The sequence below is a fragment of the Sporomusa malonica genome, assembly GCF_900176355.1.
Classification (GTDB): domain Bacteria; phylum Bacillota; class Negativicutes; order Sporomusales; family Sporomusaceae; genus Sporomusa; species Sporomusa malonica.
Genome location: NZ_FWXI01000001.1, coordinates 43,075 through 59,520, shown reverse-complemented (window position 1 = coordinate 59,520; position 16,446 = coordinate 43,075). Strand labels below are relative to the sequence as shown.

20 protein-coding genes are annotated in these 16,446 nt (G+C 45.0%); 15 read left to right on the top strand and 5 right to left on the bottom strand.

Translation table 11 applies throughout. The annotated features are described in order from the left end of the window. Nucleotides 1-89: 89 nt before the first annotated feature. Genes B9A22_RS00290 through B9A22_RS00260 form a run of 7 tightly spaced genes read left to right on the top strand, consistent with a single transcriptional unit; the run spans nt 90 to nt 7,288 of the window. Entirely contained in the window at nt 90-1,172 is a 1,083-nt protein-coding gene (locus tag B9A22_RS00290) for a uroporphyrinogen decarboxylase family protein (protein WP_084573597.1), read from the top strand. Continuing rightward, a complete protein-coding gene (locus tag B9A22_RS00285; protein ID WP_084573596.1) occupies nt 1,169-2,209 on the top strand; it encodes a uroporphyrinogen decarboxylase family protein in 1,041 nt (346 codons plus the stop codon). Before B9A22_RS00290 ends, B9A22_RS00285 begins: the two co-directional genes overlap by 4 nt. A gap of 5 nt (nt 2,210-2,214) precedes the next feature. Then, complete coding sequence (locus B9A22_RS00280; protein WP_245823727.1) at nt 2,215-3,936, top strand: ASKHA domain-containing protein; 1,722 nt, start codon at nt 2,215-2,217, stop codon at nt 3,934-3,936. Between the two features lie 12 nt (nt 3,937-3,948). Next, a complete protein-coding gene (locus tag B9A22_RS00275) occupies nt 3,949-4,626 on the top strand; it encodes a DUF1847 domain-containing protein (protein ID WP_084573595.1) in 678 nt (225 codons plus the stop codon). Nucleotides 4,627-4,631: 5 nt separating this feature from the next. After that, nucleotides 4,632-5,717 carry an ABC transporter substrate-binding protein gene (locus B9A22_RS00270; protein WP_217805832.1) on the top strand — a complete coding sequence of 362 codons (1,086 nt, stop codon included), beginning with the start codon at nt 4,632-4,634 and terminating at the stop codon, nt 5,715-5,717. 24 nt (nt 5,718-5,741) lie between these two features. Continuing rightward, nucleotides 5,742-6,548, top strand: a complete 807-nt coding sequence (locus tag B9A22_RS00265; RefSeq protein WP_217805831.1) for an ABC transporter ATP-binding protein — start codon at nt 5,742-5,744, stop codon at nt 6,546-6,548. Continuing rightward, nucleotides 6,545-7,288, top strand: coding sequence for an ABC transporter permease (locus B9A22_RS00260; RefSeq protein WP_084573593.1), 744 nt, complete (start codon nt 6,545-6,547; stop codon nt 7,286-7,288). The genes B9A22_RS00265 and B9A22_RS00260 overlap by 4 nt, the downstream gene beginning before the upstream one ends. A gap of 30 nt (nt 7,289-7,318) precedes the next feature. On the opposite strand, the gene B9A22_RS25155 is transcribed toward B9A22_RS00260, so the two are convergent. The 3 genes from B9A22_RS25155 to B9A22_RS00245 form a co-directional block, all read right to left on the bottom strand. Continuing rightward, a complete protein-coding gene (locus B9A22_RS25155) occupies nt 7,319-7,657 on the bottom strand; it encodes a hypothetical protein (protein ID WP_176215326.1) in 339 nt (112 codons plus the stop codon). A gap of 149 nt (nt 7,658-7,806) precedes the next feature. Then, entirely contained in the window at nt 7,807-8,886 is a 1,080-nt protein-coding gene (locus B9A22_RS00250) for a hypothetical protein (protein WP_245823722.1), read from the bottom strand. Further along, entirely contained in the window at nt 8,873-9,817 is a 945-nt protein-coding gene (locus B9A22_RS00245) for an acyl-CoA dehydratase activase-related protein (protein ID WP_084573590.1), read from the bottom strand. Before B9A22_RS00245 ends, B9A22_RS00250 begins: the two co-directional genes overlap by 14 nt. A gap of 294 nt (nt 9,818-10,111) precedes the next feature. Between B9A22_RS00245 and B9A22_RS00240 the strand changes: the two genes are divergently transcribed. After that, entirely contained in the window at nt 10,112-10,447 is a 336-nt protein-coding gene (locus B9A22_RS00240; RefSeq protein ID WP_084573589.1) for a YlbF family regulator, read from the top strand. A 290-nt stretch (nt 10,448-10,737) separates the two neighbouring features. After that, nucleotides 10,738-10,998, top strand: coding sequence for a hypothetical protein (locus B9A22_RS25150; protein WP_176215325.1), 261 nt, complete (start codon nt 10,738-10,740; stop codon nt 10,996-10,998). Between the two features lie 195 nt (nt 10,999-11,193). Here B9A22_RS25150 and B9A22_RS00235 read toward each other — a convergent pair whose 3' ends face one another. Both B9A22_RS00235 and B9A22_RS00230 read right to left on the bottom strand, forming a co-directional pair. Then, nucleotides 11,194-12,123, bottom strand: coding sequence for a lipase family protein (locus B9A22_RS00235; RefSeq protein ID WP_176215324.1), 930 nt, complete (start codon nt 12,121-12,123; stop codon nt 11,194-11,196). A 224-nt stretch (nt 12,124-12,347) separates the two neighbouring features. Next, entirely contained in the window at nt 12,348-13,067 is a 720-nt protein-coding gene (locus B9A22_RS00230; protein ID WP_084573587.1) for a DUF421 domain-containing protein, read from the bottom strand. 152 nt (nt 13,068-13,219) lie between these two features. Between B9A22_RS00230 and B9A22_RS00225 the strand changes: the two genes are divergently transcribed. The 6 genes from B9A22_RS00225 to B9A22_RS00200 are packed head-to-tail and all read left to right on the top strand — an operon-like array spanning nt 13,220 to nt 16,399. Continuing rightward, nucleotides 13,220-13,426, top strand: a complete 207-nt coding sequence (locus B9A22_RS00225) for a DUF1657 domain-containing protein (RefSeq protein WP_084573586.1) — start codon at nt 13,220-13,222, stop codon at nt 13,424-13,426. A 16-nt stretch (nt 13,427-13,442) separates the two neighbouring features. After that, on the top strand, nt 13,443-14,303 hold the full coding sequence (locus B9A22_RS00220; protein WP_084573585.1) for a DUF421 domain-containing protein: 861 nt from the start codon (nt 13,443-13,445) through the stop codon (nt 14,301-14,303). Between the two features lie 13 nt (nt 14,304-14,316). Continuing rightward, nucleotides 14,317-14,796, top strand: a complete 480-nt coding sequence (gene spoVAC, locus B9A22_RS00215; RefSeq protein WP_084573584.1) for a stage V sporulation protein AC — start codon at nt 14,317-14,319, stop codon at nt 14,794-14,796. Continuing rightward, nucleotides 14,797-15,798: a stage V sporulation protein AD gene (spoVAD, locus tag B9A22_RS00210; RefSeq protein ID WP_084573583.1), complete on the top strand. Its 1,002-nt coding sequence runs from the start codon at nt 14,797-14,799 to the stop codon at nt 15,796-15,798. Nucleotides 15,799-15,814: 16 nt separating this feature from the next. Next, nucleotides 15,815-16,168 carry a stage V sporulation protein AE gene (gene spoVAE, locus B9A22_RS00205; RefSeq protein WP_084573582.1) on the top strand — a complete coding sequence of 118 codons (354 nt, stop codon included), beginning with the start codon at nt 15,815-15,817 and terminating at the stop codon, nt 16,166-16,168. Between the two features lie 27 nt (nt 16,169-16,195). After that, nucleotides 16,196-16,399 (top strand): DUF1657 domain-containing protein, encoded by a 204-nt coding sequence (locus B9A22_RS00200; protein WP_084573581.1) that lies wholly within the window; start codon nt 16,196-16,198, stop codon nt 16,397-16,399. The last annotated feature ends 47 nt before the right edge of the window (nt 16,400-16,446 follow it).

Genomic DNA, 16,446 nt, shown 5'->3' with positions numbered 1-16,446 from the left:
TTCTTTTGGCCTTTTTTTTATTTTTCAAACTAAGTTCAGCCATTGAAAGGGGAAACAGCAAATGAATATTAGCAGGGAGGTACCATTAAATGGCTAAAGACCAAATGACACCGATTGAACGGCTGACAGCCTACAGCCAGGGAAAATCAGTTGACCGCCTGCCCTGTGTTCCCATTGTCGGCAACACGGCGGCCCGCGTAATCGGAGTAAAAGTCAGCGAATTGCCGGTAAGCGGAAAACTGCTGGCTGAGGCACAAATTGCCGCTTACCGCCGATTTGGCTACGATATTATTCGTATCTTTACCGACCTGTATGGTCAGGCCGAAGCTATGGGCGCTGCCATTCGCTATCCCAAAGATGAAACAGCCTATCTCGATCAACCAGCCCTTGCCGATATCAGCCAAATTGACCGCTTATCGCCAGCAGACCCTTACCGGGACGGCAATCTCCCCCACCAATTGGAGGCCATGAAGATTGCAGTGGCTGAGGTAGGAAAAGAGGTCGTTGTTACCGGGGCACTCACCTGCCCCTTTACCAATGCTTCCTTTCTGATTGGAGCTGAAACTCTAACCAGGCTTGTCGCCAAAAATCCAGAAGCCGTACACCGCTTATGCCGCCTATCACTAGAAACCTCTTTAAACTACGCCAAAGCAATCATTGACATTGGCTGCACCCCCAGCCTTACAGACCCCATGTCATCGGCCACCATTATCAGTCCAAAAAAGTTCGAAGAATTTTCCTACCCATACCTAAAACAGCTGATCGATTATATTCACTCCAGGGGTAAATCTGTAACCCTGCATATTTGCGGCAAGACGGCCAAGATATGGGAACTCATGGCCAATGCCGGTGCTGATTGTATCAGCATCGATAATGCCGCCAGTCTGACAGAGGCTAAAGGTAAGGTTGGAAACAGGCTGCGCCTGATGGGTAATGTTAAACCATCAGAAGTCATGTTGCAAGGCTCCCTATCAGACGTTCGCCTGGCCGTTCTGAGCGGTGTCCGCGAAGCCTATGACAATCCTAGAGGTTATATTGTTGCCTCAGGCTGCAGTTTGCCCACAGAAACTCCATTTGCTAACATTGCTGCCATGCTTGATGCCGTACGTGAGATCGGCTATCCAATCACCGAGGAAAAGCTGAATTATCTGGAACAGAGGTGGTCAGAATGACAGTTCTAACTGAAAGAGAGCGCTTACTGGCTGTACTGAGCAAGCAACCTCTAGACCGCCCCCCAGTCATCTGCCCTGGCGGAATGATGAATGCCGCCATTGTCGACGTCATGAAAAATAGCGGTCAAACTCTGCCTGCTGCCCACTCTGCTGCAACTTTAATGGCAAACCTGGCCTATGCCGTGCACAACCTTACAGGGTTTGAGAACTTTGGCTTACCCTTTTGCATGACAGTAGAAGCCGAAGTACTGGGAAGCAAGATTGATTTAGGCACCTTGGAGTGTGAACCTAAAATAAGCAGAGAAGTATTTGCATCAGCCGCTCAGGTGGAGTATAAAGATATCCCCTCACTATTGAATGCGGGAAGAATCCCTATAGTCTGCCAAGCGGCCTCGATTCTATCTACACAACATTCGGATATTCCGGTCATCGGCAGTCTAACCGGCCCAGTAAGCACGGCGGCTTCTATCGTCGATCCGATCCCGTTTCTAAAGGAATTGCGCAAAGACCCCTCGGCTGCGCACCGCGTCTTTGACTATGTGACCGCCCTGTTAATCGGCTTTGCCCATAAACTGATTGACCATGGAGTTTCGGTGATTGCCATTGGTGATCCAACGGCAACAGGAGAAATCCTCGGACCCAAGATGTTTGGTGAATACGCCGTTACCTACATTAACAAATTAATTGCTGCTGTGCATCAAAGGAATGTGCCGGTGATTGTCCATATTTGCGGCAATTTGAATAGTGTAAAATCACTTATAGCCAGCCTTAATGCCAACGCCATCAGCACTGATGCCATCGTCAACTTAAAACAGCTAAAAGACGAGTTCCCCCAGCTTACTACCATGGGAAATATCAGCACCTACCTCTTGGAATATGGCCCGCCGGAAAAAGTGGCACTGCAAACCAGAAATCTGCTGACCCAAGGTATTGATATTATCGCACCGGCCTGCGGTCTCAGCACCTCAAGCCCCATCGCCAATATCCAGGCTATGACTCATACCGTCAAAGGAATTTCTTCTAACGAAAGGACGTGAATGCCGTGTCCATAGTACGCTTCTGGCAGGAAACAGGCCAAGCGGACGCTGCTGCAGTTTGTCTCGAATTGCTTGACAATACCACTGTTCTTGCCGCCGCCAGAGCAGCCGGTGTCCTGGTAGAGTCACCATGCAATGGTGCCGGTACTTGCGGCAAATGCAAGGTGAGAATTCCTGACCATTCTCAGGCTGCTCTCCGTAGCCTGGACGGATGCCACCACACGCTGACACCTGAGGAAGTAAGTCAAGGAATCTTTCTCGGTTGCATGACCGAGATTCAGGCACAACCAGTTTCATCTGCCGCCCCCTATATCGACATCTTTATCATCGAACGCCAAGACAAAGCCAATGTGCAAATACTGAGCCAGGGACGACAGCTTGACATAGCGCTTGATCCCCTCATAAAAAAACGGTACCTTCCAGGTGCTAGTGCGACTGAAGTATTATCCGGGGAATTGGTACTCGGAAAAGAACCTGGCGATTCTACTGGGATAGCCCACGGAATTGTTGTTGATATTGGCACCACTACCCTGGTAGCTGCATTATTTAACCTTACCACTGGCCGAGAGTTAGCCTCAGTATCGGCGCTTAATCCACAGAGTCTCCATGCCCAGGATGTCTTATCCCGGATAAAGTTTGGGGCAACAGCCGAGGGTTTGGCAACCCTGCATACTGATATAATCAACGCAATCAATGCCATGATTGGCCAACTTGCACAAGACACCGCCGTCAGTCCAACCACAATCTATGAAGTCGTGTTCAGCGGCAATACCTGCATGCTGCATCTGGCAATGGCGGCTGACCCTGTCTCGTTAGGTAAATATCCTTATATCCCACTGCTCTGGGGTGACAGTTATCATGCTGCATCAGAGATTAGTCTTGTTACTGCCCCTTTCGCGCAGGTCTACCTGCCACCCGTTATGTCCGCATATGTAGGCGCAGATATCACTGCTGGAATTTTGGCTGCCGACTTGGCAAATCTCAAAGGCACTACCCTGTTTGTCGATATCGGTACCAACGGCGAAATGGCATTAGCTGTCGACGGACGCCTCTCGGTAACATCAACGGCAGCCGGACCGGCCTTTGAAGGTATGAATATCGCCTGCGGCATGCGGGCTGCTCCGGGAGCCATTGAAAAATTCAAAGTTGACTCAGGCGGCACAGTGGCCTTAAAAACAATTTCCGATGCTCCGGCTGTCGGCATTTGCGGCAGTGGCCTGCTAGACATTGTCGGTGAGCTTGTCAGAACTAAGATGATCAACAAGACTGGTAAATTTTCCGGATCAGAAAATGACGATTCCCAGCCTTTACAACAGCGACTACAAAAAGAGAATGGTAAAACAGTTTTTTCGATTCACCCATCAGTCTATCTGTCACAAAGAGACATTCGGCAGGTCCAGCTTGCCAAAGGCGCCATCCGCGCAGGAATTGAATGCCTGCTTGATGCTAATGGTCTTAGCACGGCCGATGTTGACCGTGTGTTTATCGCCGGTTCGTTTGGCTTTCATCTTAATGCCGATAGTCTAGTCAACATTGGTATGCTCCCCAATCAGTTTCGGGGCAAAATCAGTTTCCTCGGCAATACTGCCAAAACAGGCGGGCAGGCTCTGCTCTTAAATCAAGGAGCCAGGCAAACCATTGCCGCTTTAATTAAAAAAGTAGAGGTTTTAGAGCTGGCCACCTACAGCGACTTCGAGAAGACCTTTGTTAGTTCCCTAAATTTCTAGGAGGTATTGCAAATGAGTGATCAACATGCTCTTGACCATCTAAGCTGCGCCGATTGCCACCAACTAAACTGCTATCGCCGTGACAAACGGTTTCCTGACTTTTGCTTGAGTGTGACATCGCGCGGTGAGACCGCTATTGATACCCAAATAGAGAACGCCAAAGCACACTATACCCAAGATGGCCCTGACCGCAGTATGGCCTTGGCGGCAGCCGAAATTGAGGGAGTATACTATGGAAAACTTACGCGGGTAGAAGAAATCATTGCTTTTGCCAAAAGAATTGGTGCTAAAAAAATTGGTATTGCTACCTGCATCGGCCTCATTGAAGAAACGCGTGTCTTCGTCCGAGTACTTGCCGCTAAAGGCCTTGACAGCTACAGTGTCCTCTGCAAAGTAGGTTCTCTTGACAAAACAGAAATCGGCGTGCCGCCTGAATATAAAGTGCAGCAGGGCTGCCATGAATCCTTATGCAATCCGATTCTTCAGGCACGACTACTCAATCAGGCTGGCACTGACCTTAATATTATTGTGGGGCTGTGTGTCGGTCATGACTCTTTGTTCATCAAACACTCAAATGCTCCGGTTACTACCCTGATCACCAAAGATCGAGTCCTAGGACACAATCCGGCCGCAGCACTGTATACCAGCGGCTTTTATTACAAACGGCTTCTACAAGAAGAAAAGGAGTGAAACAAGTGTTTAAGCATCGACTGATTATTGCAAGCCTCGCAGTTTCCCTAATTCTTAGTCTACTGCTCACTGGGTGCGGGCAGCAAAAGACTCAGCAATCAACACCTGCTGCTACGCAGTCAGCTACCCCAGCTGATAAAATCAAATTCAACATCGGCTATTTACCAGCTGTTGGCCATGTATTGTATTTTGTTGCCAAAGAAAAGGGCTTCTACGAACAGGAAGGGCTGGATGTCGATTTATTTCAGTTCACGAACTCGGGCGAAGGCCTCAACGCCATTAAAGCTGGGAAATTGGATGCCGGTTCTTTTGGCACAGCAGCACCCCAAGTCTTCATCTCTAAGGGGACACCATTCGTAGACATCGGCGGCATGCAAAGCGAGGGCCATGCCGTTGTTACCAAACCTGAAAATGCCGGGCAGTTTACCGACATCAAGAGTTTTGTCGGCAAAAAAGTGGCGACTGTTCGCCTGGCAACCGGTGATGCTGTCTGGCGCTCGGCTATGTCCAAAGCCGGCATTGATTGGAAAACCCAGGTAACCATCCAGGAACTTGACTCTCCCGCTGCCGTACTTGAGGCAGTAAAAAAAGGCGCAGCTGATGCCGGCCTGGTATGGGTTCCATTTTCTGAGATGGCTGAACAACAAGGGCTAAAACTTGTTTCCTGGTCGGCAGAGCACATGGATGGTCATGTGTGCTGCCGGGTAGTCGCCCTTAATGATAAGCTAAAAACTAACAAAGAGGCTTATGTCCGGTTTTCCCGCGCTAACATTCGCGCCTATGACTTCTATATTAATAACCAGGCTGAAACCCTGGATATCCTCAGTCAATATGTCAAGCTGGATAAAGAACTGCTCAAAAAAGCCACCTATAGCGGCCACATTCACAGCATTCCTGATCCTGACAAAAAACGTTTTGTTGCTTTTTGGGAGGCTATGAAAGCTGCCGGTTATATCCAAAGTGATATTGATATCACCAAACATATTAATACCGATATTTATAAAACTGCACTTGACCAGCTGAGACAACGGGAACCACAGAATGCCACTTATCAAAAACTAGACAAAGATTTTGTGATAAACAATCAATAGCTTAGACCGGAAGGAGGATGCTTTGTGGTGGCCTTATTAAATCTCGACTCTGTCTCTCTTGTTTATCCAGGCGACGAATGCCCGGCCATAGCTAACCTGTCACTTACCATTAACCAAGGTGAGTTCTTGGCAGTAGTCGGCCCAAGCGGCTGCGGCAAGAGCTCGACTATCGGGCTTTTAGCCGGACTAACGCCAGCCACAAGCGGCCTGCTTACTCTCAGTGGGAGCCCCATTCTTGCCCCCGGCCCTGACAGGGCGGTAGTATTTCAAGATTACTCCCTGTTCCCCTGGATGACAGCCCTTGATAACATTATTTTTGCCCTCAAAGAATCAGGCCGTGCCACAGGTAAAGCAGCCAAACAAGAAGCACAAATACTACTGGCTATGGTCGGCCTTAGTAGTTACAGCCATAAGTACCCTGCTGAATTATCAGGCGGCATGCGGCAGCGGGTCGCCATTGCCCGGGCCTTTGCGCTTGACGCCCCAGTCTACCTCATGGATGAACCCTTCGGCGCTGTTGACGCCAGAAACCGGGTAAGCCTACAAGAACTGTTACTCCAGCTATGGACAGGAGACGGTAACAAAAAAACAGTGTTTCTGGTAACCCATGATATTGACGAAGCTTTGTATCTCGCTGACCGTATTGCCGTATTTAGTCCGGGACCGGGTCGAGTGCTGAAAATCATTGATGTTCCTTTTCCCCGTCCCAGGCGGCGTTTTTTTCTGGTGCAAGATCCCCACTATGCCGAACTGCGTAATGAAATTCTCTCCTTACTGCAAAAAGAAATCCTGGAAGAGTTGCAGCAAGTGGAAGGAGGCGCAGGCATATGAGCCAAGTCAGCCGCGACCGCCTTATTCTGGGGATTGCAACCCTGCTGCTCTGGCAAATAAGTACCGCGTGGTTAAAACTATTAGATCCTCAGCTTTTCCCGACGCCCTTGCAAGTTCTTAGCCTCTTGGCCGAAGATCGTCAGGTCTTTATAAAAAGTCTAATCAGTTCGTTCAATCTGCTATTTTGGGGTTATGCATTGGCTGTACTCTTAGCTGTACCGCTTGGGCTTGTTGTTGGCTGGAACCGCCGGCTAAAACTAGCCATTGAACCGGCCACCAATATTCTCGGGCCCATCCCGCCCATTGTCTATATTCCCTATGCGATTGCCATATTACCGACTTTTACACTCTCCTCAATATTTGTCATATTTATCGGCGCTTTTTGGCCGCTGTTCATCAATACGATATCAGGTGTAGAGGCTCTAGAAAAGGGTATTGTTGACTCAGCCAGAACAATAGGCGTCAGCCAGAGATCTATGCTCACTAACATTCTCTTACCTGGAGCTATGCCGCATATTGTCAGCGGCGGCGCTATCAGCCTGGTACTGGCCTTCATCTTGTTAACAGCAGCTGAGATGATTGGTGCAACAACCGGCCTGGGCTGGTATGTAAAGTACTTCTCAGACTTTGCCGACTACCCGAGAGTCATTGCCGGAATCATTGTCATCGGCGTAGTTGTATTGACACTCATGACCCTGTACCAGCGTTTTACAGGCTACCTGCTGCGGTGGCGGAAATGAAAAATTGATACTATGACTTGTAACCTCTGTTCAAAGAAAAGAGACCAGTCTATAGTGTACCGGTCTCTTGCCTTTCTTATCCTGTAAGAAAGTATAACTTTCCGTCTGGATAAGGGCAACATCGACTTCCGCCGTCGCCAAAGGCTCGGCACAAGCCGTGTTTTCTTTATCGACGGGGATAACACTGTCTGGGGAAACATTGTCTGGGGAAGCACTGTCTAGGGAAACATTGACGGGGGAAGCAGAATCTAGGGAAGCATTGACGGGGAAAACATTGACGTGGGAAACAAAACCGCCGCGGGTTACAAAATGTTGGAAAGCAACCAATAGGATAACATTGTCGTAATTCGGAAGATTCCTCTTCTTCATCCCATTCCTCAATTTCAGGAGATTCCCATTTATCTCTTGGCACTGTAATCATCCCTTCTTATGAAAATTGCCGTCACGGCTACTACATAATATGAATACTGGAACCCAAATGACACTCTTTGCTAACACTAAAACGGCATCATATTCCCTCACAAGGAATATGATGCCGTTTTGTTTGCACTATTTTTTCGTTTGATACAGTCGACAAATGCCTCCAATCTGGTTAGAACCCCCACATCGCTGGAGTGTTCATCAACGCTTAATGATAGTAATGGTAAATTGAAGTCGTGGGCAATATTTTTGAGTGCGTACTGGGCTACTATTTCAGGCATACAGCCGAAAGGATATACATGGATAATCCCGTCATATCCGTTCCGGGCACACCATAACGTAGTTCCGACCGACTTTAGCCCATCACCGCCAACATGATGATTAAGATAGGGGCTTGCCTGCTTCTGGTACGCCTTCTCCTCATTGTAAAGCCCCAGTGAGCTCAATAATGTGTTGGAATAGACCCACGCCCCTGTATTAACAAACTTTTTAACCTCGATACCTCGTTTAATCAATACGTCTTCAATCCTATAATTGACATAAGGTTCAAGTAACATATAAAATTCTCCAACTAAACCAATTTTAGGGGTTTCGCTTGCAGTATCCTCACTCATTGGTCTTATTAATTGAATAATCGTATCCTGCTTATCCTTTATATCTCTAAGCGCCTGACAATGGGTAAACGCTCTAGCTGAGTTGTTCGCTATATCAATGATTGCATCTGGCGTATTAGATCGTGATCCATAAAAATTCTTGGCATTGTTTATGGCATCAAGAGCTTTCAATGTTTTTATAGCCATAGTAATTTGTTTTACTATTTCTAAACGACTGGCTTGAGGAGCCACAGTTTGTAAAAAATGATATAAGCTGGTAAAGAGATGGTTGGTATCAATAGTATAGAATCCTACATCCTTAGTCTTGGAAAGTTGAATTTTTTGCACAGCATTATAAAAGCCTAAGCGGCATTTTCCCGCACCACATACAGTTACAAATGTGTCTGCCCCCTTGTCAATGCTCTCCAAAAAATTACCCATGTTTATTTTATAGGGTAAACATACACCTTCTGGAGAATACAGCGAACCCAATTCAAGCGTCTTCTTGGTAATTGCCGGAGCTTCAACAACCTCAACACCAAGGTTTGTCAGCATGTTGAAGACCGGTATACTAAGATAGCCCATGTGAGGGTAACTTACCTTCAAGCTTCAGCCTCCTTTCTACCATATCCCAAAATGCCTCAACTCGCGTAAGAAGCCCAGCGTTACCAGTATGCTCGTCAATACTAATCACCATATATGGTTTAGTACTTGGCTTGAGAATATGATGCTCTAAATATTCGTTAACAAGCGAGTCGGGACCACAGCCAAAACTTGACACCATAATAATACCTGCAATATCGGGTTGTCGACAGAAATACCGGGTAGCACCGGCAATTTTTATTGAAAGCTGCCAATAGATATCCTGCTGAAAGGCTTTAGCTTCCTCATAAACCCTTTTATTCGGTAAATCATCAGGGGTGGTAATACCTACTTTTTGAGACTTGAAAAAATTTTCAATATCACTGTTAAAAAACACATCTTTTATTATGTAAGCATGACCGATCACCGCGATTCTGGCCTTTGCCGGGTGACCAGATTGGATAGGCATTTTACTTTGCCATTCCTTGAGAGCCTTGTGATATGCCCGATGTCCGGTAATGGTAGACAAGCCCAGTGGCTGACATATCGTGTGAATAGCTTTTAACATTGTGGTATGGGACTTATTTTCGATATTTGGACTAATTAATTCTAGATTATCTAACCTAAACGTGTTTTGCACAATATCCGGTAAACCGGCAAGCTTTGCACAAAGATGGTTATCAGGATAATACTGGGCAACGCGCGGTACAAAGATATGACTGCATGTAGCTAATAAGGAATCTACATGTCCTAAGTAAACCTTTAATGGTATACAAGATTCATCAATGGCGAGTGACGTCCCCCGGTCTAATATTTTTTTATTAGTCTCACCTGAAAGAGCTACTGGTACCCCGGTGTTCTGAAAAAAGTCCAACCAGAAATCGCCAAACTCATGGTACAGTAAAGCTTGTGGAATGCCGACCTTAACACCCATCTGTATCACCTTTTAATATCTTAGTTTAATTTATGAGAAGGTAGGCTCTACCTCCTGCCTGGTTTTAGCAACTTTAACTGACCATAGTATTTTTTGCAGCACAAAGCATTTTATCCTGGTATATAAAGGGGGCACTTCACTACTAATGCTAATTCGGCTTTGTTTAAGGCCTCCACATATGATTATGTGAAGGGCTGTGACGAAAAATTTTAATCATTTAAATCACAATTCTCCATACCAGAAATATACTGAGATGAGTACCAAAGTAATCTGTTATCGGGGTGAAGACCGCACATGATCAAAAAGAAGGCTAGGGAAATCGTAGAGGTATTAAAAAACACTAATGAATTCAGGGTGCTGCAAAAAGTCAAAGCTAACCTTGAAAGAAACAGCCAGCTTAATAGACGCGTCGAACAATTTATGCAGGATAATGCCGCGGCGTGCAAGCGGCCAGCTGCCGGAGGAAAATTTCGAAAAGAAGAATTAGAAAAAAATTTTGACGAGATGATGAAAATACCAGAAATTGCTGCTTATTTTATGGCCGGGCAAAAATTTGATTATTCAGTAATGCACTTGCATCAGCTTATAGACGGGTTGATTGAGCAAGCACTGGAAGAAAAAAACAGGTAATCCCCCCACTCCGTTTCTGCCATTGAAATTCCCTTGAGGAATTTCAATGGTTATTTTTTATGCAAGTTAAATAACGAATAGACGTAACATGTTGCTAAAGTTATGCATAAAATACACTAAACCAACCCTAAAAAATAGTGGAGGTATAATAATGGATAAATATAGGTCGAGGGCTAGGTATATGCCCAATCGTGATTGTATGATGAGCCATGAATATATGCCAAGCTGTGACTGTGAGCCAAGATGTAAAAGAAGGTGTATTGGAACCTGTACCATGAAGTACAGAGTTTATGATGACTGTTCTTGCGAAATTTGCAGAGTTTGTTCCTGCTGTGGCCACGAGTATGATGACGACCGTGATGACGAATGCTCGATGTGTGGTGCACCAGCGGACGACGACGATTCACCAGATGGTAATCCGGACGGTAATCCGGATGGATTCGGTCGATTCGGTCGATTCCGCAGACGCAGATTTGGGTTTGGTTTTTTCCCCTTCTTTCCGTTCTTCCCTTTCTTCCCTTTTTTCCGCCGCCGTTTTTTTTAAAAGATGAGTTCCACTAAAATATAGTGTCAGTCATTTTTTGTCCAGTAGCCCAGAGTATACTGGGCTCATTTTTTATTTATGATCAACGAACATGTCAAAAGGAGCAGCTAATTGAAAAAGACATCCTATTGTAGAATTTTGCTTTCTACAATAGGATGTCTTTTCACAAAACTTTAGAAACCAAGCAAAGGGTACGTCCCTACTAATCGTCCTTCCTTAACTGTTCTTCGTACGCTGTCATCTCGTGTACTGTTTTGTTGTTCTGAGAAAACTGTCGTGTTGGTGGTACCATAATATGTATGCCGAGTGGGCCATACCCAGTAAGAGTATTAACAATCAGTATGGGATCATTAGGAATGAAGTAGTTAATTGAGTCAAGATTCCTATATTTAGCTTGCCCGGCGTAGTTGAAGGCGCCAGCCGTCGCAAACGTTCGAATATGGATGTTTTGCTCACGCCCCCCCCTCTCGAGAACCAGGGCGGATAAGATTTGCGCGGCACCGCCGCCTGAACTGTGTCCAGTTATTACAAAATCCGCATCAGGATACTTATCTAGCGCTTCCACCACACTCAATAAACCGCCGCTTACTGGGTCTATTACCTTAGCATCTAAACTGTATAGCACCTGTTCCATATACCCCCGATGCACACACACAAGTACTACTGACGTAAGGTTGGTTAGCCAGGTGGTCATAGCATTACGGGTCATTACGACAATACTTGGTACGGCGTGTTGATCCCATACCACGTGTCGCCAATATTCTACTTCGAATTTATCAGACACGCTTATCCCTGTTAAACTGACAGGGTCATTTTTCAAGTTTGTGAACAAATAATCAAAAATGTTATTACTGCCGCGAAAAGCTACAACAAAGGTTAGTTTATTATTCGGATCTACCCGGCTGCCAGTTAAAATTTGAGTATCCTGCAACCGGACATCAGCCCCACTATAGTTAAAGTACAGTTTCCATCCGCTACGGGCAAGTCGATTAAATGCTTTTGAAGAATCCCAGCCTGGCAGATTCAGCTTGTATGAGCCGTCTGCATCGCTGGGAGCAAAATCAAAGCTTTCTGGTGCCCTGTCCCATTCTTGTACATAAGCCGCATGTGAAAATGACAAGGCTATATCCATATAGTTGTCGACCGTTCTCTCTAGAAGTGGTACATTCCTATAACCTTTAAACTGAAAAGCGAATAGAATATACAAACAAGATAAGGCAAGAAATCCAATAATTATTCGGTTAGTATTTTTACCGGCCATCGGTTGCACTATTAATCTTCTATTAGCTATATTTTATCAGTGCCTTTCATACCTGAAAGTATTCTTTAGAGAATTAGGTAACTGAAACCAGCAAGTTATTCCTCACTACTCTTATTACTATAATTTGAGTGAGTTTTACGATTAATAAATAGTTGCCCTTTAGAGTCGATCCCCGCATAGGTTACCTCAGATATATCGGAGATGTTCCTCTCTGCTAATTGTTTTTTCAACCAATCTTTAGAATGGTTTTTTCTCCGTAAATTGCGCTCAATGATTACCCCATCCATGATTAGTTCCACCGGAAATGAAGGGTCAGGCAGATGAATATTAAAATCACTTTTAGTTAAAGGCTGATTATCAGCCTTTTTAATTACACTTAAATCACCTGTAGTTTCTAAAATAGCGTATTGTACTTCGGCAGGATCTAAGACTCCTTGCTGGCGCAAATGTGCATTCAACTCATCGATATCATAGCGCAGGTTATGCATGTTTTCTTCAATGATATGTCCGTTCTCTATCACGATTGTCGGGGAGCCATCAATTAATTTACGGAGAGGACGACTTTTTATTGTAACAAGTGATACCGCATAGGTGAGTGCTACAAATAACACAAGGTCATAGTAATGGTTCCATACTTTATTGGCATCAGCTGCTGCAATGTTGGCAGCAAGCGAACCAATTGTAATACCACTCACATATTCATAGAATGTCAGTTGTCCGACCTGCGTTTTACCAAGTATCCGGGTAAAAACTAGTAGGCCTACGAATACTAGCGAGGTCTGCCAAGTATCGCGAATAAATTCCTGCCATTCCATAATTTATTCCCCCTTCGTGAACTCGTACTTATATAGGATGCACAAGCGGGAATAAAGATATCCAACTGCTTTCCAGGTCAATTTACCATAAATTTGCTGAATTAAACCCAAAGATAAATGTAATAATAGTTTGGTAAATGGAGGTAATCTACATGACAGTTGCTTCTCAGGTCAAACAAACGTTAGCTACTTTAAAAGGTAATCAAGGTACATTGAGATTATATTCAATGCAGACGAGGGATCAAGAAACTAGGTTAGTTTACAATGAAGCGCTGGACGCTATCGGAATAATTATCAATGATCTTGAGCGAAGAATGCAGACTTTAGAATATCAAGAGCCACAATATAAAGGGAACTAGTCAGGAGATTGAAAACATGCAGGCATGGCTACAGATTTTATTTAGCTCAGTTTCATTATTTTTTTTGTTACTCCTCTTGACCAGACTTATGGGCAAAAGAAATATTATCCGAATGACACCATTTAGGTTAGTAAGCTATATCGTAATTGCAGTAATTGCCGGGTTAATGTCACTGAATTTGATTGAAAACCCTGCCTTCGGCTTTATAGCGCTTGGTGTTTGGGGACTGTTTCCTATAGCATTGGAATATTTATCCTTAAAAAGCAAATGGGTTCATGACCTTATTAACGGCAAGGAAACCGTGCTGATTAAGCATGGAAAAATTATGGAAGAGAATCTCCTGCAAACAAGATTAACAGGAGAAGAGCTTCTTCGGGAGCTTCGTTCTAAAAATGCATTTAATCTAGCAGATGTAGAATTTGCTGTGATGGAAGATACCGGCGACATAAATGTTTTGATGAAATCTGACAAAAAACCAGTATCCTCTTATGATTTAGGAAAAAAAGTAGCTCCACTGGCAGAGCCGCAGACAGTTATACTTGATGGTAACATTTTAAATGAGTCCTTGTTTTCTTTAGGGTTTAACACAGAATGGTTAGGTATCCAGTTGGAAACCATAGGTGTGTCACTAGATAATGTCTTTATCGGGCAGGTTGACTCGTCAGGCGATTTATACCTGGATCTATTTGACGACTCTGTACAAGTCCCCCAGCCTAAAGTTAAGGAAATGCTGTATGCAAATTTCGAAAAGATCCAGGCGGACCTCACGACCTTCGCTCTGGAAACAAAGAATGAAGCAGCAAAAGCAATGTATTCAGAGCACGCAAAAAATCTAAGCCAGCTTATGAAAAAACTTAAGCCCTATCTATTACGCTAGAAGGTGAATTATATTGTCCAGTATTAAACGAAAGAATCTAACCCCTGTACAGCAGCAATACCAGGATTTTGCCCGGGCAAGAGAGCCACAGCGTCCCATACTAACAAACTGTATACGAGCTTTTATTGTCGGAGGCGTTATCTGTACAATCGGTCAGGGAATACAGTTGTTTTTCATGACCTATTTTAACTTTGACGAAAAGACAGCAGGAGATCCTACTGTTGCGGTTTTGATTTTGTTGTCTGTGACCCTTACAAGCCTTGGATTATATGATCATATTGCTCAGTGGGGGGGAGCTGGCAGTGCCGTTCCGGTTACAGGGTTTGCGAATACCATCGCATCAGCGTCCCTTGACCATAAAAGTGAGGGGTTTGTATTAGGTGTCGGTGGAAATATGTTTAAAATCGCCGGACCTGTGATTGTGTTTGGCGTCTTTTCCGCTTTCATTGTTGCTATCGTAAGTGTACTCATTACATCGTTGGGTGGAATGTAAATGCTGCAAGGTCATCAAACATGGGTTTTTAACTCCAAACCAGTAATCATTGGCTCTGCAGCTATCGGCGGACCTTTTGAGTCACAGGGCAATCTAGCAAAGGATTTTGACCTGCTTCACGGTGATATCTGGCTTGGCCAGGACAGTTATGAACAAGCAGAAAAAAAATTATTGGAACAAGCTTGTGAGACTGCAATTAAAAAAGCTGGACTCAAAAAAGAGGATATCCAGTTTTTCCTCAGTGGTGACCTGATTAACCAGATTATGCCCAGCAGCTTTACTGCCCGTACCCTTGCTGTTCCATATTTAGGTATTTATGGAGCATGCTCCAGTTCGATGGAGGGTCTTTCCTTAGCCTCATTGATGATCGATAGTGGATTCGCACAGAATGCACTTATTGGTACATCCAGCCATAACGCCGCCTCTGAAAAACAATACCGGTATCCTACTGAATATGGCGCACAGAAACCGCCCACAGCCCAGTGGACTGTCACAGGAGCAGGTGCTGCCGTTGTTGCAAAGCAGGGGGTAGGCCCGCGGGTTGTAGCTGCTACTATCGGACGCGTCATCGACATGGGGCTATCCGATCCCTTTAATATGGGAGCAGCCATGGCTCCGGCTGCAGTTGACACAATAGAAGCCCATTTCAGGGATCTGAACATAACCCCCTCGCACTATGACCTGATTACGACTGGAGATTTAGGTAAGGTAGGCCACCGAATCGCCGGAGACTTGCTTACAAAGCATGGCCTTGACATCCCTGTAGAAAAGTTGACTGACTGCGGTATTTTGATGTACAAAGAGGAGCAGCCTGTTTTCGCAGGTGGCAGCGGCTGTGCCTGTGTTGCAACCACTACCTTCGGACATCTTTTAAATCGGATGCGCAAAGGGGAGCTAAGGCGGATTTTGGTGATCGCCACAGGCGCTTTGCTCTCCCCTATGTCTTACCAGCAAAAAGAAACCATACCGTGCATCGCCTATGCAGTATCAATAGAAATGTAACATTGGAGGCTTACATTTGGAGAAGTTTATTTTAGCGTTTGTTGTTGGCGGATCTATCTGTGTGCTTGGGCAACTCCTGATGGACGGGCTAAGACTAACCCCTGCACATACAATGGTGACACTGGTAGTAACAGGAGCTGTTTTAGGCGGATTTGGTCTATATGATGATTTAATTAAGTTTGCAGGTGCTGGAGCTTCAGTTCCCATTAGCAGCTTTGGTAATTCATTGGTAAAGGGTGCTCTCCAGGAGGCAGAAAAGACCGGCCTTGTCGGGGTATTAACAGGTATTTTTAAAATTACCAGCGCAGGCATTTCTGCGGCGATCATCTTTGGATTTTTGTCAGCTTTACTATGTAAACCAAAAGGATAGTAAGGCTCCTTTAAAGGAGGTGAAGAAATGACAGTAGGTACTCAAATGACTCAGGCTATTGCAACAGTGCAAAGTGCTGCAGCCAGTATGAAGACATTTTCACTGGAGACTCAGGACCAGCAGGCAAAACAAACATTTGAGCAATTAGCAACCACCCTGGACAATGCGATTGAAACGTTAAAAAGTAGACAAAAATACGTTGAGAAACAAGAGCCCCAATACAAACAGTAATAGACCCTTAGCCTACAAATAAAAACATGGCTACCGCCTGTGTCGGA